The 20357-nt window shown below is 65.5% G+C and carries 20 protein-coding genes and 1 other RNA gene; 7 read left to right on the top strand and 14 right to left on the bottom strand.

Annotated features, from left to right (window positions below; genetic code table 11):
• The first annotated feature begins 209 nt into the window (after positions 1-209).
• From ffs to CC207_RS06240, 3 genes are all read left to right on the top strand, one after another.
• Positions 210-306, top strand: an RNA gene (ffs, locus tag CC207_RS06230) — signal recognition particle sRNA small type.
• 163 nt (positions 307-469) lie between these two features.
• A complete protein-coding gene (locus CC207_RS06235; RefSeq protein ID WP_036986831.1) occupies positions 470-865 on the top strand; it encodes a hypothetical protein in 396 nt (131 codons plus the stop codon).
• Between the two features lie 23 nt (positions 866-888).
• A complete protein-coding gene (locus CC207_RS06240; protein ID WP_088851746.1) occupies positions 889-2838 on the top strand; it encodes a hypothetical protein in 1950 nt (649 codons plus the stop codon).
• Between the two features lie 30 nt (positions 2839-2868).
• On the opposite strand, the gene CC207_RS06245 is transcribed toward CC207_RS06240, so the two are convergent.
• On the bottom strand, positions 2869-3273 hold the full coding sequence (locus CC207_RS06245) for a helix-turn-helix domain-containing protein (RefSeq protein WP_028692861.1): 405 nt from the start codon (positions 3271-3273) through the stop codon (positions 2869-2871).
• 84 nt (positions 3274-3357) lie between these two features.
• Here CC207_RS06245 and CC207_RS06250 point away from each other — a divergent pair, with 84 nt between their 5' ends.
• The gene (locus tag CC207_RS06250) at positions 3358-3852 is read left to right on the top strand and encodes a DUF2938 family protein (protein WP_062362568.1); all 495 of its coding nucleotides are present in this window, start codon (positions 3358-3360) and stop codon (positions 3850-3852) included.
• Here CC207_RS06250 and CC207_RS06255 read toward each other — a convergent pair.
• Complete coding sequence (locus CC207_RS06255; protein WP_028692863.1) at positions 3813-4619, bottom strand: ABC transporter substrate-binding protein; 807 nt, start codon at positions 4617-4619, stop codon at positions 3813-3815. The genes CC207_RS06250 and CC207_RS06255 overlap by 40 nt on opposite strands.
• 131 nt (positions 4620-4750) lie before the next feature.
• Between CC207_RS06255 and dnaX the strand changes: the two genes are divergently transcribed.
• The 3 genes from dnaX (at position 4751) to recR (ending at position 7909) form a co-directional block, all read left to right on the top strand.
• Complete coding sequence (gene dnaX, locus CC207_RS06260) at positions 4751-6817, top strand: DNA polymerase III subunit gamma/tau (protein ID WP_088851747.1); 2067 nt, start codon at positions 4751-4753, stop codon at positions 6815-6817.
• 63 nt (positions 6818-6880) lie between these two features.
• Positions 6881-7216: a YbaB/EbfC family nucleoid-associated protein gene (locus tag CC207_RS06265; protein WP_028692865.1), complete on the top strand. Its 336-nt coding sequence runs from the start codon at positions 6881-6883 to the stop codon at positions 7214-7216.
• 90 nt (positions 7217-7306) lie between these two features.
• Positions 7307-7909, top strand: a complete 603-nt coding sequence (gene recR, locus CC207_RS06270) for a recombination mediator RecR (protein ID WP_028692866.1) — start codon at positions 7307-7309, stop codon at positions 7907-7909.
• A gap of 158 nt (positions 7910-8067) precedes the next feature.
• On the opposite strand, the gene CC207_RS06275 is transcribed toward recR, so the two are convergent.
• From CC207_RS06275 to ccoN, 12 genes are all read right to left on the bottom strand, one after another.
• Entirely contained in the window at positions 8068-8616 is a 549-nt protein-coding gene (locus tag CC207_RS06275) for an adenine phosphoribosyltransferase (protein ID WP_028692867.1), read from the bottom strand.
• A gap of 52 nt (positions 8617-8668) precedes the next feature.
• Positions 8669-9403: a Crp/Fnr family transcriptional regulator FnrA gene (fnrA, locus tag CC207_RS06280; protein WP_088851748.1), complete on the bottom strand. Its 735-nt coding sequence runs from the start codon at positions 9401-9403 to the stop codon at positions 8669-8671.
• Positions 9404-9590: 187 nt separating this feature from the next.
• Positions 9591-10973 carry an oxygen-independent coproporphyrinogen III oxidase gene (gene hemN, locus CC207_RS06285; RefSeq protein ID WP_028692868.1) on the bottom strand — a complete coding sequence of 461 codons (1383 nt, stop codon included), beginning with the start codon at positions 10971-10973 and terminating at the stop codon, positions 9591-9593.
• 128 nt (positions 10974-11101) lie between these two features.
• Positions 11102-11785, bottom strand: coding sequence for a sulfite exporter TauE/SafE family protein (locus CC207_RS06290; protein WP_062362519.1), 684 nt, complete (start codon positions 11783-11785; stop codon positions 11102-11104).
• A complete protein-coding gene (ccoS, locus tag CC207_RS06295; RefSeq protein ID WP_062574686.1) occupies positions 11778-11990 on the bottom strand; it encodes a cbb3-type cytochrome oxidase assembly protein CcoS in 213 nt (70 codons plus the stop codon). The genes CC207_RS06290 and ccoS overlap by 8 nt, the downstream gene beginning before the upstream one ends.
• Entirely contained in the window at positions 11972-14443 is a 2472-nt protein-coding gene (locus CC207_RS06300) for a heavy metal translocating P-type ATPase (RefSeq protein ID WP_088851749.1), read from the bottom strand. Before CC207_RS06300 ends, ccoS begins: the two co-directional genes overlap by 19 nt.
• A gap of 148 nt (positions 14444-14591) precedes the next feature.
• Positions 14592-15122, bottom strand: coding sequence for a FixH family protein (locus CC207_RS06305; protein WP_028692872.1), 531 nt, complete (start codon positions 15120-15122; stop codon positions 14592-14594).
• Positions 15123-15137: 15 nt separating this feature from the next.
• Entirely contained in the window at positions 15138-16553 is a 1416-nt protein-coding gene (gene ccoG, locus CC207_RS06310; protein ID WP_088851750.1) for a cytochrome c oxidase accessory protein CcoG, read from the bottom strand.
• A gap of 254 nt (positions 16554-16807) precedes the next feature.
• On the bottom strand, positions 16808-17788 hold the full coding sequence (gene ccoP, locus CC207_RS06315) for a cytochrome-c oxidase, cbb3-type subunit III (protein ID WP_062362508.1): 981 nt from the start codon (positions 17786-17788) through the stop codon (positions 16808-16810).
• On the bottom strand, positions 17785-17976 hold the full coding sequence (locus CC207_RS06320) for a cbb3-type cytochrome c oxidase subunit 3 (protein ID WP_088851751.1): 192 nt from the start codon (positions 17974-17976) through the stop codon (positions 17785-17787). The genes ccoP and CC207_RS06320 overlap by 4 nt, the downstream gene beginning before the upstream one ends.
• 5 nt (positions 17977-17981) lie before the next feature.
• Positions 17982-18590, bottom strand: coding sequence for a cytochrome-c oxidase, cbb3-type subunit II (ccoO, locus tag CC207_RS06325; RefSeq protein WP_028692876.1), 609 nt, complete (start codon positions 18588-18590; stop codon positions 17982-17984).
• Complete coding sequence (gene ccoN, locus CC207_RS06330; protein WP_028692877.1) at positions 18590-20032, bottom strand: cytochrome-c oxidase, cbb3-type subunit I; 1443 nt, start codon at positions 20030-20032, stop codon at positions 18590-18592. Before ccoN ends, ccoO begins: the two co-directional genes overlap by 1 nt.
• Between the last annotated feature and the right edge of the window lie 325 nt (positions 20033-20357).

A 20357-nucleotide genomic window follows, 5' to 3' on the forward strand; every position in this document is an offset into this window, starting at 1 on the left:
GGAGCGTGGTATCGGCGTCTGAACCCGCTTGCCTTTCGCCGGGCAAGCCCGCTCCCGCGGGTGATGAGGCGTGGGCGCGGGCTTGCCCCGCGATAGATTTGCCACAAGTCCTTGAGAAATGATGGTTTTTTCACGATCAAAGGTTGTAACTTCGCCCCGGCGCTGTACAATGGCGCGGCTCGTCAACTGACGAGCCGTCGTGGTGGCCCCATCGGTCCCCCCGCATTGATTACCCGTTAACCTGGTCAGGCCCGGAAGGGAGCAGCCATAGCGGGAACATCGAGTGCCGGGGTGTGGCTGGTGGGGCCGCCTCCATTTTGGGCGCAGGAATTTTCCGGCGTACCTGTCAGGCGTCGTCCAGCAGACGCGTTTCTTTACACCCTCGCACTGTTTTCCGCCTGCACGATCCCGCGTAGCGCCTTATCATGCATCCCATCGTGTTGGCCCATACGGCCAGGAGATAGCGACCGTGGAACATGTCGACGACCTCACCCGCCAGAAGATCCGCGAGTGGCAGCTGCGCCGCCTGGAAATCAAGGACCAGATGGCCGCCAGCCCCGAGCGTGTGCTGGAGCTGTCGCAGGTGCTCGACCAGATGGAAGAAGAACACGAGCGTATTCTCGAGGCAGCGGTCGTGCCGGTGGCAGTAACGGCTGACGCGGCGGCCTTCGAGCTGCAGGTGCAGGTGTCGGCGCAGTCGGTGCGCGACTTGCGCAAGCTGCTGGAACTGGCGCTGCATGAGCTCGATGGCGTACTCGACGCACCGCGGGTGGGTGTCAGCTATCCCGGCGACATGTCGGGGTCGTTGGGGGCCTACCGCTTCGAATTGGTGGTGGGGCAGGCCGCTGAATCCGACAAATCTTGAGTGATCCCCGGACCCATACCGACATGCAGCCCGAACACTTCGATTTTTCCCATCCGGTGTACCTGCCGGTCAGCGCAGAGGTGTGCCAGGCCTTGCTGCAGGCCGAGGGCGCGCCTGCGCTCGATACCCTGGGCGACCCTGAACTGGCGGCCGTACTGGTGATCCAGAACCTGGCCCAGGCACAGGGCCAGGTCGATGCGCGGGCGGCGGAAAAGGTGCTCGGCAAGCTGTTGGCATGGGCGGTCGATGGCGCGCACTCGCCTGGCGTGGGCTTGCTGTCCGAGGCCCGTCGGTTGTTCGATGCGCGCAAGCTCTATTTTGGTCTCGAGGTGATCAAGGGCTCCAAGCTGCGCCTGCTCGATGCCGAACAGGTTCAGGCGCGGGAGTACCTGCTGGCGGACGGCAAGTGGGATTTTGACTACCGTATCCGCCTGCACCACAGTGACAACCCGTTCAGCCAGCGGGTGACCACTGGCTTCGACAGCGAGCGTTGGCTGACCGTCGAGCAGGACAAGCTGCTCAAGGTCATCCAGGCCAACCTCGACGAGGACATCCATGTGCAGGGCTACGCCGGGATCGGCAAGAGCTACCTGCTCGGCGCGCTGATGGAATGCCTGCCCCGTGGCCGGGTGCTGGCCCTGGCGCGCACGCCGGCCAAGCTGGGTACCCTGCGTCGACGCATGGGGCTGGATGCCCAGGCCAAGGTCGGCATGACCTTTGGCCAGTTCGCCCGGGCCCTGCTCAAGGACACCCGGCCGGTTCCCGCCCGGACAGCCCAGCGCGGTCCCGGCAAGCGCCGGCTGGCCGAAGAGCTGGGGATCGTCGGGCTGCGCCAGTACGACGCCGAGCACGCCCTGGATATCTGCCTGGAAGTGCTGCGCAACTATTGCGAGTCGCGGGACTACAGCCTGTCCAGCCGCCACCTGCCGCATTTTCGCCAGGCGCTGTCCGGCCTCGATGCCCAGGTGCTGCTCGAGTACGCCAGCCGCCTGTGGCGTTACCTGGAGGCGCAGCCGACCTGGGGCGCGCAGACCGGGTTCGAGGCGTTGCTGCTGCTCAAGCGCGCCAGCCTGGGTGGCTGCAGTGTGCCCGCGCGTTTCAGCCATGTGATCATCGACGAGAGCCAGGACGTGCCGGCCTCGCTGCTGCAGGTTATCGAGCGTGGCCGCCAGGTGCTGATCACCCTGGGCGACGAGTACCAGAAGGCCTCCGGCGAGGTGGTCAGGCGCGAGCGTCAGGTGCGCCAGAAGGACATGGCCTTCGCCGTGCGCTCCGGGCCCAAGGTGGAACGGCTGATCAACCCGTTGATCGGTGTGCACTCGAAGAAGTCCAAGGTCGCGTTCGAGGCGGCGCGGCATGTCGATGTCGGCATCGAGCACTTCCCCGAAGGGTTCGTCCCGCCCGAGGGCTGCGTGGTGCTGACCGCCTCGCGCTGGGACACGATGCGCTGGGCCATGGAGATGGCCGAGTCCAACTGCCTGCTGAACTTCCCCGACTGGCCTGACATGCGACGGTTCATGGTCACCGCGATTGGCCTGTTCAGGGCGGCGTTCTATGCACCGGGACAGGACGCCGAAGGGCCGCATGCGTACTTCGCGCACCTGCTCGACTGGCAGCAGGTGCGCGAGTCCGAGCGTTTCGATGCCGCGTTCCAGTGGGTTGAGGCGCGGCTGGAGGCGGGTTTCAAGCTTGCCGACCTGACCGGCCTGGACGCGCGGGTCGCCGCGCAGCCTGCCAGCCTCACGCTGTTGATGGCCGAGGAGGCCGGTGGCCTGGAGTTCGATCAGGTGCTGTTGACGCCGGAGCTGATGACCACCCAGCGCTTCAAGGACGCCTACGCCTTCGATGCGCGGATTTGCGCGGTGTACATCGCCCTGTCGCGGGCGCGTCGGCAGTTGTACCTGCCCTATGACGTGGAAGAGTGGATCAACTACCACAAGGGCCAGCCGTTCCGCGAGTTGCACGGCTACTGAGCCCGCTGTCGTACTGTGGTCTGGCGGGCCTTATCGCGGGACAGGGCGACTCCCACGCTTGCCCTTGCTGGCCGACACTTGCATCAGTCGCCGAAAGGTCGGGCATTGCAGGTGGTTCTCCTCGGGGCACACTGCCGCATGCCGCAGCCCTTTGCTCATCGCCTGCAGGCGCTTGATCCTCTGCTCGATCTCATCGGCCTTGACCAGCAGCAACGCTCGGTCAACCCGTTGCTCATCCAGCATCGCCGCCACTTCGTCCAGCGAAAAGCCTGCCGCCTGGCCCAGGGCGATCAGGGCCAGGCGTTCTGGCGTATCCGCCGGGAATTGCCGCCGTTGGCCATGGCCGGCGAGCGATGTGAGCAAGCCCTTGTTCGCGTAGTAACGCAAGGTCGACGCCGGCACTCCGGTGCGCCTGGCGACATCGGCAATGTCCATCTTAGCTCCCTTGACTTGAAGTTGACTTCAACTTGCATGCTGCTTGGCATCGACCTTTCCGTCAATCCGCCAAGGGCTTTCGTCATGAGCGCTTCTTCTCTCGCATTTTCCATTTTGCTTATCGGCATCGGCGCCACCCTGGTCATGGACCTGTGGACCCTGCTGCTCAGGCGCCTGGGCGTCACCACGCTGAACTACGCGCTGGTCGGGCGCTGGGCGGGCCACCTGTTCGCGGGGCGCTGGCGGCATGTGGCGATCGGCAAGGCCGCGCCGGTCAGGGGTGAGCTGGCGTGGGGCTGGTTGCTCCACTACGCCACGGGGCTGGTGTTTGCGGCGCTGCTGGTGGCTATTGCCGGGGAGGGGTGGTTGCTGGCGCCGGTCCTGTGGCCCGCGTTGCTGTTCGGGGTGGTCTCGGTGCTGGTGCCGCTGGTGGTGGTGCAGCCTGCATTGGGTGCAGGGTACTTCGCTGCGAATACGCCATCGCCCTTGAAGAGTTGTCTGCGCAGCCTGGTGACGCATTGCGTGTTCGGGATCGGCCTCTACCTGGCGGCGCTGGGTGTCGTGGCAGCAGGTATTTGAGGCCCTTGGTCATCGGCGAACTGGCGGGGCTGGCGACCATCGGTATACCGCTCGACGATTCGCTGCATCTCCCCGGACTCCTTGATCCGCACCAGCGCCCTGAGCACACCTTGGGTCGGCAGTTGGGGATCGTTGCGCACCATGCAGCCCAGCGCTTGCTCTTCCAGCACGGCCAAGGCTTGCAGGCGCTGCCCCGGTGGCAGTGAGCGGTTGTACCACTGCAATGACAGCTGGTTGCTGATCGCGTGACGAAAGCGTCCGGCCTCGAGCTTCTGCAGGGCCAGTAGCTGGTTGCGGCTGTCCTCTCGCTGCAGGCGGCCCTGGCTGAACAGGGGCTCCAGGGTGGGATAGGTGTAGCCGAGCACGGTGCCGATGGCTTGCGGCGGCAGCGTTTCCGGGCGGGTGGGACCGCTGTGGCCGGGGCGGCCGATCAGCAGGTCGCGCTGCTCGATGATGGGGATGCTCCACAGGTAGTCGCCCGGCCGGTCGGTCAGCCACTGGGTGGAGACATAGCAGCGCACGTCGATTTCGCCGGCCTGCATCGCCTCCTGCAGGCGCAGGCGGGCCATCACGTGGTATTGCGGGCGGGCATCGGTCTCCCGGGCAATGGCCTGCATCAGCTCGAACAGGATGCCTTCCACCGGTTGCTGGTCCTCGGTGCGCATCAACGGCATGCTCCAGCTCTCGGCGACGGAAAAGCGCAGCACCGGCGGTTGCGCCAGGCCGTGGGTGGTCCACAGTAACAGGATGGCCAGGACTCGCCGCACGCCTCATCCTCCCTGATCTGCCGCTGGTGTGCCCGCCTATGAGCTTAGACGAGATCGGCAGGGTGCAATTTCGGCCCCGCTCCGCTAGCATTAGCGCTCTTTCCGCCCGCTCCGGTCACGATGGTTTTTTGATGAGTTATCAGGTTCTTGCACGTAAATGGCGTCCGCGCTCGTTCCGCGAAATGGTCGGCCAGACCCATGTGCTCAAGGCTTTGATCAACGCCCTGGACAACCAGCGCCTGCACCACGCCTACCTGTTCACCGGTACCCGGGGCGTGGGCAAGACCACCATCGCGCGGATCATCGCCAAGTGCCTGAACTGTGAGACCGGCATCACCTCCACGCCGTGCGGCACCTGTTCGGTGTGCAGGGAGATCGACGAAGGCCGTTTCGTTGACCTGATCGAGATCGACGCCGCCAGTCGCACCAAGGTCGAGGACACCCGCGAACTGCTCGACAACGTGCAGTACGCGCCGAGCCGCGGTCGCTTCAAGGTCTACCTGATCGACGAAGTGCACATGCTCTCCACCCACTCGTTCAACGCCTTGTTGAAGACGCTGGAAGAGCCGCCGCCCTACGTCAAGTTCATCCTCGCCACCACCGACCCGCAGAAGCTGCCGGCGACCATCCTGTCGCGCTGCCTGCAGTTCTCGCTGAAGAACATGAGCCCGGAACGGGTGGTCGAGCACCTGACCCATGTGCTGGGCGCCGAGAACGTGCCGTTCGAGGAAGATGCCCTGTGGCTGCTCGGCCGCGCCGCCGATGGCTCGATGCGCGATGCCATGAGCCTGACCGACCAGGCCATCGCCTTTGGCGAGGGCAAGGTGCTGGCCGCCGACGTGCGGGCGATGCTCGGCACGCTCGATCATGGCCAGGTGTACGGGGTGCTGCAGGCGTTGCTCGAAGGTGATGCCCGGGCATTGCTGGAGGCGGTGCGCGACCTGGCCGAACAAGGGCCGGACTGGAACGGCGTGCTGTCGGAAATGCTCAATGTGTTGCACCGGGTGGCCATCGCCCAGGCCCTGCCCGAGGCGGTTGACAACGGCCAGGGCGACCGTGAACGCGTGCTGGCGCTGGCCCAGGCCCTGCCGGCCGAGGATGTGCAATTCTATTACCAGATGGGCCTGATCGGCCGTCGCGACCTGCCGCTGGCGCCGGACCCGCGTGGCGGCTTCGAGATGGTCCTGCTGCGCATGCTGGCGTTCCGCCCGGCCGACACCGACGATGCGCCGAAGCCGCTACTAAAGCCGTTGGGGATCAGCCAGGCCACAGCTGATCCGGCCCAACCGGTGGCAGCGGCGGCTGTGGCCGTGGCGCCGCCCGCTGTCGCCAGCCCTGTCGCTGAAGCGGTCGCGCCGGTGCCCATGGCTGAGTCACCCGAGCAGCCCGAGCCGCCAGTCGTCGAAGTGCCGGTCGTTGCCGAGGTTGTCGAGGCGCCGCAATCGGAACCAGAGCCCGAGCCACAGCCGCAGCCCGTCGAGGAGGTCATCGACCTGCCGTGGGAGGAGCCCGTTGCCGCGCCGGCGCCGGTTGCACCCGAGCAGCCGCCCGAGCCTGCACCTGCGGTCGAAGCCGCCAACCCGCAGCCGGACTACGACGAGCCGCCGTTCGATCCGTCGGCCTACAGCCCGGCGGGCATGGAGCGTGACGACGAGCCGCCGGGAGACGAGGACTACTACACGCCCGACAGCGACCCGGCCGGCTTCAGCTACCTGGATGAGCTGGCCGAGCACGTGCAGGAAGAGGCGCCCGTCCAGGCGCCGGAGCCGCTGCCGGCGGCCATGCCGGCGACCGGGCTGGCCCTGCAATGGCTGGAATTATTCCCACAGTTGCCTGTCTCCGGTATGACAGGCAACATCGCCGCAAACTGTACGCTGATCGCCGCTGATGGTGATGACTGGCTGCTGCACCTGGACCCGGGGCAGGGCGCGCTGTTCAACTCGACCCAGCAGCGCCGACTGAATGAGGCGCTCAACCAACAGTTGGGCCGCGAGATCCGCCTGAAGATCGAGCTGATTCGCCCCGAGCAGGAAACGCCGGCCCAGGCGGCCTCGCGCAAGCGCGCCGAGCGCCAGCATGACGCCGTCGTATCGATCGAGCAGGATCCGCTCATCCAGCAGATGATCCGGCAGTTCGGCGCGACGGTCAGGCAGGATACTATTGAGCCTGTAGATGCCCTGGCCAGCCAGGGCCAATAACGGATAACCATGCGGCCCGCCTGTGCGGGGCCGCATCACATGACCCAATCGAGGTATACCCCCATGATGAAAGGTGGCATGGCCGGCCTGATGAAGCAGGCCCAGCAGATGCAGGAAAAGATGCAGAAGATGCAGGAAGAGCTGGCCAACGCGGAAGTCACCGGCCAGTCCGGCGGTGGCCTGGTCAGCGTGGTGATGACCGGTCGCCACGACGTCAAGCGCGTGAGCATCGACCAGAGCCTGATGTCGACCGACGAGGACGACAAGGAAGTGCTCGAGGACCTGATCGCCGCCGCGCTGAACGACGCCGTGCGCAAGATCGAGCAGAACAGCCAGGACAAGATGGGCAGCATGACCGCCGGCATGCAACTGCCGCCTGGTTTCAAGATGCCGTTCTGATCGGCTGATCGCTTCACACCGGGGAGCAACGACCTGTGGGACGTTGCTCCCTTGTTCATTGTGTTTCCTGAAATTGGACGGCCCGCCGAGATGAGCTTCAGCCCCCTGATCCGCCAACTGATCGACGCCCTGCGCATCCTGCCCGGCGTCGGCCAGAAAACCGCCCAGCGCATGGCCTTGCAGCTGCTCGAGCGCGACCGCAGCGGTGGCACGCGCCTGGCCCAGGCCCTGAGCCAGGCCATGGAAGGCGTCGGCCACTGCCGCCAGTGCCGGACCCTGACCGAGCAGGAGCTGTGCCCGCAGTGCGCCGATCCGCGCCGCGACGACAGCCAGCTGTGCGTGGTGGAAGGGCCAATGGACGTGTACGCGGTGGAGCAGACCGGTTATCGCGGCCGCTACTTCGTGCTCAAGGGACACCTGTCGCCGCTCGATGGCCTGGGGCCGGAGGCGATCGGCATTCCGCAGTTGATGGCGCGAATCGAAGAACAGGGCACCTTCAGCGAGGTGATCCTGGCCACCAACCCCACGGTGGAAGGGGAGGCGACTGCCCACTACATCGCCCAGTTGCTGGCCGAGAAAGGCCTGGCCGCCACGCGCATTGCCCATGGCGTGCCGTTGGGTGGGGAGCTGGAGCTGGTGGATGGCGGGACGCTGGCGCACGCCTTTGCCGGGCGCAGGCCGATTTCGCTGTAAGACCCAGCCCTTTCAAGGTCTTGCGATTTTTGAGATATGACGTTTCCAGCTCAACATTGCCGGGGCTGCAAAGCAGCCCCGGCAATTCCAAGTCGGACGCCAATTTTCAGCACCTTGAAAGGGCTGGCTGTAGCCCCGCGATTGTTCTGAAGGCGAACTCAGTATTCGCTCAGGGAAAACTCGGTCAGGCAGAAGGTCGGCACCCCGGCCGCCTGCAGGCGGCGTGAACCTTCCAGTTCCGGCAGGTCGATGATCGCCGCCGCCTCGAACACCTGGGCACCGGTGCGGCGCACGAGGTTGGCTGCGGCCAGCAGGGTGCCGCCGGTGGCGATCAGGTCATCGAAGATCAATACCGAGTCGCCTTCACAGAGGCTGTCGGCGTGCACTTCCAGGAAGGCCTCGCCGTATTCGGTCTGGTAACCCTCGCTCAACACGTCGGCCGGCAGCTTGCCCTGCTTGCGGAACAGGATCAGCGGCTTGTTCAACTGATGGGCGATGATCGAGCCGATCAGGAAACCCCGCGCGTCCATGGCACCGATATGGCTGAACTCGGCCTCGACATAGCGCTCGATGAACTGGTCAGCGACATAGCGCAGTCCGCGCGGCGACTGGAACAGCGGGGTAATGTCGCGGAAGATCACGCCCGGCTTGGGGAAGTCCACTACCGGGCGGATCAGGGCTTTGAGGTCGAAGGTGTCGCTGTGCATGGGCGGGTATCCTGGAAAAACTCGGCGCCAGTATACCCTGTTCACGCGGCGATCAGGTTTCGAGCGCACCACCGGCCAGCGCACACAGCTGGATCGGGTCGAGGATGTGCACTTCCTTGCCCTCGGCCTTGAGCAGGCCGTTCTGCTGGAAGCGTGTGAACACCCGCGACACGGTTTCCACCGCCAGGCCCAGATAGTTGCCAATCTCGTTGCGCGACATGCTCAGGCGGAACTGGTTGGCCGAGTAGCCGCGGGCGCGGAAGCGCGCCGACAGGTTGACCAGGAAGGTGGCGATGCGCTCGTCGGCGGTCTTCTTCGACAGCAGCAGCATCATCTGCTGGTCGTCGCGGATCTCGCGGCTCATCACCCGCATCAGCTGGCGGCGCAGCTGCGGCAGTTGCACCGACAGTTCGTCGAGGCGCTCGAAGGGGATCTCGCACACCGAGGTGGTTTCCTGGGCCTGGGCCGACACCGGATAGGCCTCGGTGTCCATACCCGACAGGCCGACCAGCTCGCTGGGCAGGTGGAAGCCGGTGATCTGTTCTTCGCCGGCATCGCTGAGGCTGAAGGTTTTCAGGGCGCCAGAGCGAACCGCATAGACCGAGCCGAAATTGTCACCCTGGCGGAACAGGAACTCGCCTTTCTTCAACGGGCGACCGCGTTTGACGATTTCATCCAGTGCATCCATGTCTTCCAGGTTCAGGGACAGGGGCAGGCACAGGGGGGCCAGGCTGCAATCCTTGCAGTGGGCCTGGTTGTGTGGGCGCAGTTTTACTGGCTCGGACATTTCTTTCGATCCTTGTGGGAAAGCACACATAAGCCGTAAGGATAACCTGCGGCATGGGCTGTAGGCCAGTGTGCGCATTTTTGGTGCACGCTAGCGGCGGCAGGGAAGGGGTGTTCCGCTACCGTTCAACTGTCCATAGTGTGCCTCGAAAGGCGGTCTGTCCATGTGGTGAAACGCCTCAATCGCCTCAGATCACCCGGGAGAAACGCTGGCGATTCTGCTGCGCTAGGTAGGCGTCGAACACCATGCATACCGAGCGCGCCAGCAGGCGGCCGGCTGGCAGGATGCGGATGCCCTTGGCGTCCAGGTTGATCAGGCCGTCGCGCTGCATGGCCTGCAGCTGCGGCCACAGCTCTTTGAAATAGCCGCGAAAATCGATGGTGAAGGCCTGCTCGATCGCCTCGAAATCCAGTTCGAAGTGGCAGATCAGTTGCTGGATCACCGCCCGGCGCAGGCGGTCGTCCTGGTTGCACAAAAGGCCGCGCTGGGTCGCCAGCTGGGCGGTGGAAAGGGTGTCCTGGTAGGTGTTGAGGTCGCTGCTGTTCTGGCAGTACAGGTCGCCGATCTGGCTGATTGCCGACACGCCCAGGCCGATCAGGTCGCAGTGGCCGTGGGTGGTGTAGCCCTGGAAGTTGCGCTGCAGGGTGCCTTCCTCCTGGGCGATGGCCAGTTCGTCGTCGGGCAGGGCGAAGTGGTCCATGCCGATGTAGCGGTAGCCGGCGGCAGTCAGTTGGTCGATGGTGGCGTGGAGCATTTCCAGCTTGGCCGCCGGCGCCGGCAGGTCGGCGCTGTCGATGCGCCGCTGGGGCATGAAGCGCTCGGGCAGGTGTGCGTAGTTGAATACCGACAGACGGTCGGGCTGCAGGCGGATCACTTCCTCGACGGTGCGGGCGAAGCCTTCCGGGGTCTGCTTGGGCAGGCCGTAGATCAGGTCGAGGTTGATCGAGCGGAACTGCAGGGTGCGCGCCGCCTCGATCAGGGTGCGGGTCTGCTCCAGGCTCTGCAGGCGGTTGACCGCGCGTTGCACGGCCGGATCGAGGTCCTGCACGCCGAGGCTGACGCGGTTGAAGCCCAGCTCGCGCAGCAGGCCCATGGTCGACCAGTCGGCCTCGCGCGGGTCGATCTCGATGCCGTAGTCGCCGGAGTCGTCGTCCAGCAGGTGGAAGTGCTGGCGCAGGGTGGCCATCAGCTGGCGCAGTTCCACATGGCTGAGGAAAGTCGGCGTGCCGCCGCCGAAGTGCAGCTGCTCGACCACCTGTTTCGGGTCGAGGTGGCAGGCGACCAGTTGGATCTCCTGCTCCAGGCGCTGCAGGTAGGGCGCGGCGCGGCCACGATCCTTGGTGATGACTTTGTTGCAGGCGCAGTAGTAGCAGATGTTGGCGCAGAACGGCACGTGCACGTAGAGCGACAGCGGGCGCGTGGCGCGGCGGCTTTCGCGCAGGGCGTGAAGCAGGTCGAACGAGCCCACTTCGCCGTGCAGCTGCACGGCGGTCGGATAGGAGGTGTAGCGTGGCCCGGCCAGATCGTAGCGACGAATCAGGTCGGCGTCCCAGCGTAGGTCGTCGAGCATGTGGGTGGTCCCCGGATAGAGCTGCAGTGTCCGGAGTCTAGGGGCGGATGTAAGAAGTCGTGTTGATTTGTATCAAGGTGAGTTGGCGACCGTTGCGGGGCTGGCGTGGGGGCGGGCTTGCCCCGCGATCAGTGTCCCATCAACCAGTGCTGGTGCGGCCCAGGCAACGTCCACAAACCAAACAGGATAACCAGCACGCCCCCGGCCACGCGCACGCCGCGCTTGCGCAACAGGGCGCCGACGCGCTCCGCCGCGAGCCCCGTGGCCAGCAGCACCGGCCAGGTGCCGATGCCGAACGCCAGCATCAGCGCCGCGCTGTGCAGCGCATCGCCCTGGCTCGCCGCCCACAACAGGGTGCTGTATACCAGCCCGCACGGCAGCCAGCCCCACAGGGCGCCCAGCAGCAGGGCGCGAGGCAGGCTGGACACCGGCAGCAGTCGGGTGGCCACGGGTTGCACATGGCGCCACAGGCCGCGGCCGAGCGCCTCGATACGGGTCAGGCCGTTCCACCAGCCGGCCAGGTACAGACCCATGCAGATCAACAGCAGCGCCGCGATGACGCGCAAGCCGATGGCCAGCGGGCTGCTGGCCAGCGCCACGCCGGCCAGGCCCAGCAGCAGGCCGGCGGCGGCATAGCTGAGGATGCGCCCGAGGTTGTAGGCCAGCAGCAGGCGCAGGCGCCGGCCACGCTGCTCGGGTGGGATGGCCAGGGTGAGGGCGCCCATCAGGCCGCCGCACATGCCCAGGCAGTGGCCGCCGCCGAGCAGGCCCAGGACCAGCGCCGAGCCCAGGAGCGGAATCAGTTCAGGCACGTGGCGAGGGGTCCTGGTCGTCGGGCTGTTCGTCCCCGGGCTTCACGGCGGCCTGATGGCGCGGATCCTGGTCATCGAACAGGATGCTGTGGGCCGGGCCTTCGAGGTCGTCGTACTGGCCGCTGTCCACCGCCCAGAAGAAGATGTACACGGCAACGCCGACCAGCAGCAGGGCGGCGGGAATCATCACGTAGAGGGCGGGCATAGCGGTTTCCTTTCGAGCGACGCCGGCTCGCGCGCGGCCGGCGCCGCATCGGCGGGCAGCCGGGTCAGGCGCAGGGCGTTGAGCACCACGATCAGCGAGCTGACCGACATGCCGATTGCCGCCCACACCGGGGTGATCCAGCCGAGCGCGGCGAACGGTAGAATGAGGCCATTGTACAGCGTCGCCCAGAGCAGGTTCTCGACAATATTGCGGCGGGTCCGGCGGGCCAGGTCGAAGGCCTGTACCAGCGCTTGCAGGCGGTTGGACAGCAATACCGCGTCGGCGCTGGTCTTGGCAAGGTCGGTGGCGCTGCCCATGGCGATGCTGATGTCGGCGGCGGCCAGCACTGGCACGTCGTTGACGCCGTCGCCGAGCATCAGCACCTTGCGGCCCTCGCCTTGCAGGGCCTTGAGGCGAGCGAGCTTGTCGTCCGGGCGCAGGCCGCCGATCGCCTGGTCGATGCCCAGCTGCGCGGCCACCTCGGCGACCATCGGTGAACTGTCGCCGGACAGCAGCAGTGTTTGCCAGCCACGGGCTTTACAGGCGGTCACCAGGTCCTGGGCGTCGTCGCGCAGGCGGTCGTCCAGCGCGAACCAGGCCAACGGCCCTTGCCGATCGCCCAGCAGCAGCCATTGCCCGCGCGGCTCCGGCACGGCGGGGACCTCGGCGCCGCTGAGGGCGCAGACGAAGGCGGCCTGGCCGATGCGCAGGCGCTGGCCGGCCAACTCGCCTTCCAGACCCAACCCTGGCATGGCATTGACGCTTTCGGCGGCCTGGGCGGCGCGGCCGAAGGCGCGGGCGATGGGATGCTCGGAGCGGTTTTCCAGGGCGGCGGCCAGCGCCAGGCACTGGTCGCTGTCCAGTTGGCCCAGCGGTCGCACGCTGCGCAGGGCCAGGCGGCCCTCGGTGAGGGTGCCGGTCTTGTCGAAGATCACCGTGTCGATCTGGTTCAGCCCCTCCAGCACATGCCCGCGGGTGATCAGCAGGCCGAGCTTGTGCAGGCTGCCGGTGGCCGCGGTGAGGGCGGTCGGCGTGGCCAGTGACAGGGCGCAGGGGCAGGTGGCGACCAGCATGGCCAGGACGATCCAGAACGCCCGTGGCGCATCCAGTTGCCACCAGACCACGCCGATTACGGCGGCGGCCACCAGGGTGAACAGCAGGAACCACTGCGAGGCGCGGTCGGCGATTTCCGCCAGGCGCGGTTTTTCCGACTGGGCGCGCTCCAGCAGGCGGACGATGGCCGAGAGGCGCGAGTCCTGGCCCAGGGCCTGGACTTCGACGGTGAGGGTGCTCTCGACGTTGAGGGTGCCGCCGGTCACCCGGTCGCCAACGCGGCGCGCCAGGGGCAGGTACTCGCCGGTCAGCAGCGATTCGTCGACGCTGGAGCGGCCGTCGACGATCAACCCGTCGGCCGGGATCACCGCGCCGGGCAGCACCTGCACCCGGTCGCCGCACTGCAGTTCGCCGAGCAGGATGCGCTCGCCCTGGCCGTTGGCGTCCAGGCGCAGGCACGAGGCCGGCAACAGGTTGACCAGTTGCGCGGTGGCTGCCGCGGTGCGCTCGCGGGCGCGGCGTTCGAGATAGCGGCCTGTGAGCAGGAACAAGGCGAACATGCCGACGGTGTCGAAGTACAGCTCGCCACTGCCGGTGATCGCGGTCCAGATCCCGGCGCAGTAGGCCAGGGCGATGGCCAGCGACACCGAGACGTCCATGGTCAGGTGGCGGGTGCGCAGGTCGCGGGCCGCGCCTTTGAAGAACGGCGCGCAGCTGTAGAACACGATGGGGGTGGTGAGGAACAGCGCGACCCAGCGCAGGATAGTGTGCAGCTCGGGCGACAGGTCGATATTGAATTCCGGCCAGGTGGCCATGGTCGCCATCATCGCCTGGAACCACAGCAGCCCGGCCACGCCCAGGCGGCGCAGGGCGCCGCGGTTCTCCCGGGCCAGCTGTTCGGCGGCCTGGTCGGGCTGGTAGGGGTGGGCGGCATAGCCGATCTGGCGCAGCTCGGCCAGCAGCCTGGACAGCGGCAGTTGCTGGTCGTCCCAGCTGACCAGCAGGCGGTGGTTGGACAGGTTGAGGCGGGCGTCGTCGACGCCGGGCAGGTTGCGCAGGTGCTTCTCGATCAGCCAGCCGCAGGCGGCGCAGCTGATGCCCTCGACCATCAGTATGGTTTCGGCCAGCTCGCCGGCATGGCGCACGAAGGATTGCTGCACGTCGCTGCGGTCATACAGCGCCAGTTCATCCTGGAGCTGGCGGGGCAGGGCCTCGGGGTTGGCGCTGGTGTCGCTGCGGTGCTGGTAGTAGTGCTCCAGGCCACCGGCGACGATGGCCTCGGCCACTGCCTGGCAGCCGGGGCAGCAGAATTGCCGCGGCTCGCCGAGGACCACGGCGGTGAAGCGGCTGCCGGCGGGGACGGGCAGGGCGCAGTGGTAGCAGGGGGTGGGGTGGGTCATCTTGGTGCTGTCTTGTACTTTGGGGTTGTTGGGGCTGCTTTGCAGCCCTTTCGCGACACAAGGCCGCTCCTACAGGGGATCGCGTGTCCCTGTAGGAGCGGCCTTGTGCCGCGAAAGGGGCGCAAGGCGCCCCCTGCGGTGCGGCGATTCATTGCTGGTGCTCGGCCCCTTGCAGCGCTTCATCCCCCAGCTGCAAGGTCACCCCATGCTCGACCTTCTCCTCCTCGAACAACCGCCACACATGCTCATCCTGGCTGCCCAGCAGCTCGACGAAGCGCCGCCCCTGGACCTTGTCGTCGAGCTGGCCGACATAGCGGCCTTGCTCGGCGCGGATCAGCGGCACCTTGCGGTCCTTGTCCGGCTGGGTCGGCGAGATCAGGTTCAGTTCCAGCGTCTGCGGGTCGCTGTTGCCGGTCAGGCGCACCTCCACCTCGCCGGTCAGCTCGTCCAGGTGCACGCTGGCCTTGAGGTTGAGGGTCTGTGCCAGCAGCTCGCGGTCCAGAGAGCGGTTGATGCCCTTGCCGGCCTCGTAGTAGTTGTCGTTGACCAGGTTGTCCGGGTTGCGCACGGCAATGCTGACCATGGTCAGGCTCAGGCACACCGAGGTGGCCAGGATGCCGATGATGATCCAGGGCCAGAGGTGCTTGTACCAGGGGCTGGCGGCGGTGGCTGCAGGCATTGTCGATGTTCTCTCTCAGCGGATCTGTGGGCCGATGAAACGGCTCTTGGCTTCAACCTGGTTGGCGCTGTCGTCGGCGTCCTTGAGGATGAAGGTGATTTCGTTGGTGGTCGAGGGCAGTTGTTCAGGGGCGACCGACAACTGCACCGGCAGGTTGACGATGTCGCCGGCGGTGACGCGTATCTCGCGCTGGCCTTCGAGCTTGAGGTCGGGCAGGCCAGCGGCGTCGAGCACGTAGACGTGGTCGTGCTGGTCCTTGTTCATCACCTTCAGGCTGTAGACGTTCTCGATCCGCCCCTGGGCGTTCTCGCGGTACAGCACGCGGTCCTTGGCCACGTCGAAACCGATCAGCGAACGGGTGGCGAAAGCGGTGACCAAGGCGCCGATCATCACCAGCAGCACCAGGGCGTAGCCGATCAGGCGCGGGCGCAGCATGTGGGTCTTCTGCCCGGACAGGTTGTGCTCGGTGGTATAGCTGATCAGGCCCTTGGGATAGTTCATCTTGTCCATGATGCTGTCGCAGGCGTCGATGCAGGCGGCGCAGCCGATGCACTCGATCTGCAAGCCATCACGGATATCGATGCCGGTGGGGCAGACCTGCACACACATGGTGCAGTCGATGCAGTCGCCCAGGCCCTTGGCCTTGTAGTCGATGTCCTTCTTGCGCGGGCCGCGGGTCTCGCCGCGGCGCGGGTCGTAGGAGACGATCAGGGTGTCCTTGTCGAACATCACGCTCTGGAAGCGCGCGTACGGGCACATGTAGATGCACACCTGCTCGCGCAGCCAGCCGGCGTTGCCGTAGGTGGCCAGCGTGAAGAAACCGACCCAGAAGTAGGCCCAGCCATCGGCCTGGCCGGTAAAGAACTCGATGGCCAGCTCGCGGATCGGTGAGAAGTAGCCGACGAAGGTCATGCCGGTGACGAAGCCTATCAGCAGCCACAGGCTGTGCTTGGCCAGCTTGCGCAGGAACTTGTTGGCGCTCATGGGCGCCTTGTCCAGCTTCATGCGTTGGTTGCGATCACCCTCGGTGACTTTTTCGCACCACATGAACACCCAGGTCCAGACGCTTTGCGGGCAGGTGTAGCCGCACCAGACCCGCCCTGCATACACGGTGATGAAGAACAGGCCGAAGGCGGCGACGATCAGGATCCCCGAGAGCAGGATGAAGTCCTGGGGCCAGATGGTGGCGCCGAAGATGTAGAACTTGCGTTCGGGCAGGTTCCACCAGACGGCCTGGTGGCCGCCCCAGTTCAGCCAGACGGTGCCGAAGTACAGCAAAAACAGCGCCGCGCCACCGACCATCCGCAGCCTGCGGAAGATGCCGGTGAAGGCGCGGGTGTAGATTTTTTCGCGCGAGGCGTAGAGGTCGACGGAATCCTTCCCTTTGCTGGCAGGCGGGGTGACGCCATGTACCGGAATTTGCTTGCTCATCATCAAGTCCCACGGCAGTGGAGAAATGCCGCGGCCAGTGCGTGCCGGCCGCAGTCTCGCGCGTTCTGCTAGCGCTCTGCGGCCCATGATACGCCTGAGATGGCGCGTGCGGGGCGCGCTGCGACCTTTAGTCGCGTTGGGTTCGTGGTGTGAATCGTGTTATGGCGGGTGTCAATTGATTCAGGTCAGTTTCGGCTCGTTTTATGCTCGAATGAACGTGGGAGCGGCGCTCCGCCGCTCCCACGTTTGACCCATCACTCGGCTTTTGGCTCTTGTTGCTCCTGGTGCGACAGGCTGTAGACGTAGGCCGCCAGCAGGTGGACCTTGTCGTTGCCCTGCATCTGCGCTTGGGCCGGCATCTGTCCCTGACGGCCATAGCGGATGGTCTGCTGCAGTTGGGCGAAGCTCGAGCCGTAGATGAACGCCTGCGGATGAGTCAGGTTCGGCGCGCCCATGGCCGGGGTGCCCTTGCCCTCGGGGCCGTGGCAGGCCACGCAGTTGGTGGCGAAGATCTGCTGGCCTTTGGCCGGGTCGGCCTTGGCGTCCTCGGGCAGCTTGCGCCCGTCCAGGTTGGTCAGCACGAAGGCCGCCACGTCCGCCACGCCCTGTTCGCCGATCACCGAGGCCCAGCCTGGCATCACGCCGTGGCGACCGTTCATGATGGTGGTCTTGATGGTCTCCGGCTCACCGCCCCAACGCCAGTCGTTGTCGGTCAGGTTGGGGAAGCCGTAGGCGCCCCGGGCGTCGGAACCGTGGCATACCGAGCAGTTGGAGGCGAACAGGCGAGCGCCCATCTTCAGGGCCTGCGGGTCCTTGGCCACCTCCTCCAGTGGCATGGCGGCGAACTTGGCGAAGATCGGCCCGAAGCGGGCGTCGGCCTTGGCCATTTCCTTTTCCCATTCGTGCACGCCGGTCCAGCCGGCCTGGCCGTTGGAGAACTCGGTCTTCTTGTCGTTGTCGACGTAGGCATAGCCCGGCAGGATGCCTTTCCAGTTGCCCAGGCCCGGGTACAGCACCAGGTAGCCGAGGGCAAAGACGACGGTGCCGACGAACAGCCAGAACCACCATTTCGGCAGCGGGTTGTCGTACTCCTCGATGCCGTCGAAGGCGTGGCCGACGACTTCGTCGGTGATCTCTTCGCGCTGGCCCTTGCGGGTCGACAGCAGCAACCAGGTCAAGGCGAAGATGGTGCCCAGGGTCAGGACGGTGACGTACAGACTCCAGAAGGTTGTCATTGTTGTTTGCTCCTAGAAGCTTTTGCTTGCTCGACGTGGCGGGTGGCTTCTGGATCGTCCGCGAACGGCAATTGCGTCGCTTCGTCGAATTCCTGCTTGCGCCGCGGGCTGAACACCCACAGCGCCAGGCCCACGAAGGCCAGCAGCACCACGACGGTGCCCAGGCCGCGAATCATCCCGATATCCATCAGTGTCACCGTTTGCTTTTGATGAGGGTGCCAAGGCCTTGCAGGTACGCGACGATGGCGTCCATCTCGGTCTTGCCCTTGACCGCGTCACGGGCGCCGGCGATGTCTTCGTCGGTGTACGGCGTGCCCAGGGTGCGCAGCACTTCCATCTTCTTGGCGGTGTCCTTGCCGTCGAGCTTGTTTTCCACCAGCCACGGGTACGACGGCATCTTCGATTCCGGTACCACGTTGCGCGGGTTGTACAGGTGGGCGCGGTGCCAGTCGTCCGAGTAGCGGCCGCCGACGCGGGCCAGGTCGGGCCCGGTACGCTTGGAGCCCCACAGGAACGGGTGGTCCCACACGCTCTCGCCGGCCACCGAGTAGTGGCCGTAGCGTTCGGTCTCGGCGCGGAACGGCCGGATCATTTGCGAGTGGCAACCCACGCAGCCTTCGCGGATGTAGATGTCGCGGCCCTCGACCTCGAGCGCGGTACGTGGCTTCATGCCCTCGACCGGCTTGTTGGTGACGTCCTGGAAGAACAGCGGGACGATCTGGGTGAGGCCACCGACGCTGACGGCAATGACCATGAAGAAGGCCATCAGGCCGATATTCTTCTCGACTGCTTCATGCTTCATCAGTGGGCTCCCACGACGACGATCTTGGCGGCTTCCTCAGCCTGAACCGGGTTGGCGGCGCGCACGGTACGCAGCACGTTGTAGGCCATCAGCAGCATGCCGGAGGCGAAGAACGCACCGCCCAGGGCGCGGACGATGTAACCCGCGTGGCTGGCCTGCAGGGCTTCGACGAAGGAGTAGGTGAGGGTGCCGTCGTCGTTGATGGCGCGCCACATCAGGCCTTGGGTAATGCCGTTGACCCACATCGAGGCGATGTACAGCACGGTGCCGATGGTGGCCAGCCAGAAGTGCGCGTTGATCAGGCCGACGCTGTGCATCTGATCGCGGCCGTAGAGTTTCGGGATCATGTGGTAGACCGCGCCGATCGAGATCATCGCCACCCAGCCGAGGGCGCCGGCGTGGACGTGGCCGATGGTCCAGTCGGTGTAGTGCGACAGTGAGTTGACCGTCTTGATGGCCATCATCGGGCCTTCGAAGGTGGACATGCCGTAGAACGCCAGCGACACCACCAAGAAGCGCAGGATCGGGTCGGTGCGCAGCTTATGCCAGGCCCCCGAGAGGGTCATCATGCCGTTGATCATGCCGCCCCAGCTCGGCGCCAGGAGGATGATCGACATCACCATGCCCAGTGACTGCGCCCAGTCCGGCAGTGCGGTGTAGTGCAGGTGGTGGGGGCCGGCCCAGATGTACAGGGTGATCAGCGCCCAGAAGTGCACGATCGACAGGCGATAGGAGTAGATCGGGCGTTCGGCCTGTTTCGGGACGAAGTAGTACATCATCCCCAGGAAGCCGGTGGTCAGGAAGAAGCCCACGGCATTGTGCCCGTACCACCACTGGATCATCGCGTCGGTGGCGCCTGCGTAGGCCGAGTAGGACTTGAACAGGCTCACCGGCAGCGAGATGTGGTTGACGATGTGCAGCATCGCGGTGACCACGATGAACGCGCCGTAGAACCAGTTGCCGACGTAGATGTGCTTGGTCTTGCGCTTGACGATGGTGCCGAAGAACACCAGGGCGTAGGTGACCCAGACGATAGCCAGCAGGATCGCCAGCGGCCACTCGAGCTCGGCGTATTCCTTGGTGGTGGTGAAGCCCATCGGCAGGGTGATCAGCGCGCCGACGATCACCGCCTGCCAACCCCAGAAGGTGAAGGCGGCCATGCTGTCGGAGATCAGCCGGGTCTGGCAGGTACGCTGCACCACGTAGTAGCTGGTGCCGAACAGGGCGCAGCCACCGAAGGCGAAGATCACCAGGTTGGTGTGCAGTGGGCGCAGGCGGCCGAAGCTCGTCCATGGCAGGTCCAGGTTGAGCTGGGGCCATACCAGTTGCGAGGCGATGAAGACGCCAAGCCCCATGCCAAGGATCCCCCAGACCACCGTCATGATGGCGAACTGGCGGACGACCTTATAGTTATAAGCAGTCGGACTGATTGCAGTGCTCATTCTAAGGTTCCACGGTTTGGGTGTTCTTGTTGGTTGGTAAATCGGCGCCAGTATCGATAACCACCAGGGTTATGGCAACGCAAGGAAACCTGCGCCGACCCGTGTCCAGGCCCTTCTCACCGCCGTCCCGCGGTTTTTGGGCTGGATGATTGTACACAAATAAATATTTGTAATGTGTACCGTTTTCCATGTTTTTCTGATCGTTCGGTCAAGCTTTTTGATCGGGACGGGCACGCAAGGCGTCATCCCAAAGCCGCAGGCTCGTGAGCGTGGAGTCGATACGTGATGTCAGGCTGTGCACCACGTCTGTTCCGGTCGCTGCGAG

This window comes from Pseudomonas sp. DrBHI1 (genome assembly GCF_002205115.1).
GTDB classification, from domain to species: Bacteria; Pseudomonadota; Gammaproteobacteria; order Pseudomonadales; family Pseudomonadaceae; genus Aquipseudomonas; species Aquipseudomonas mosselii.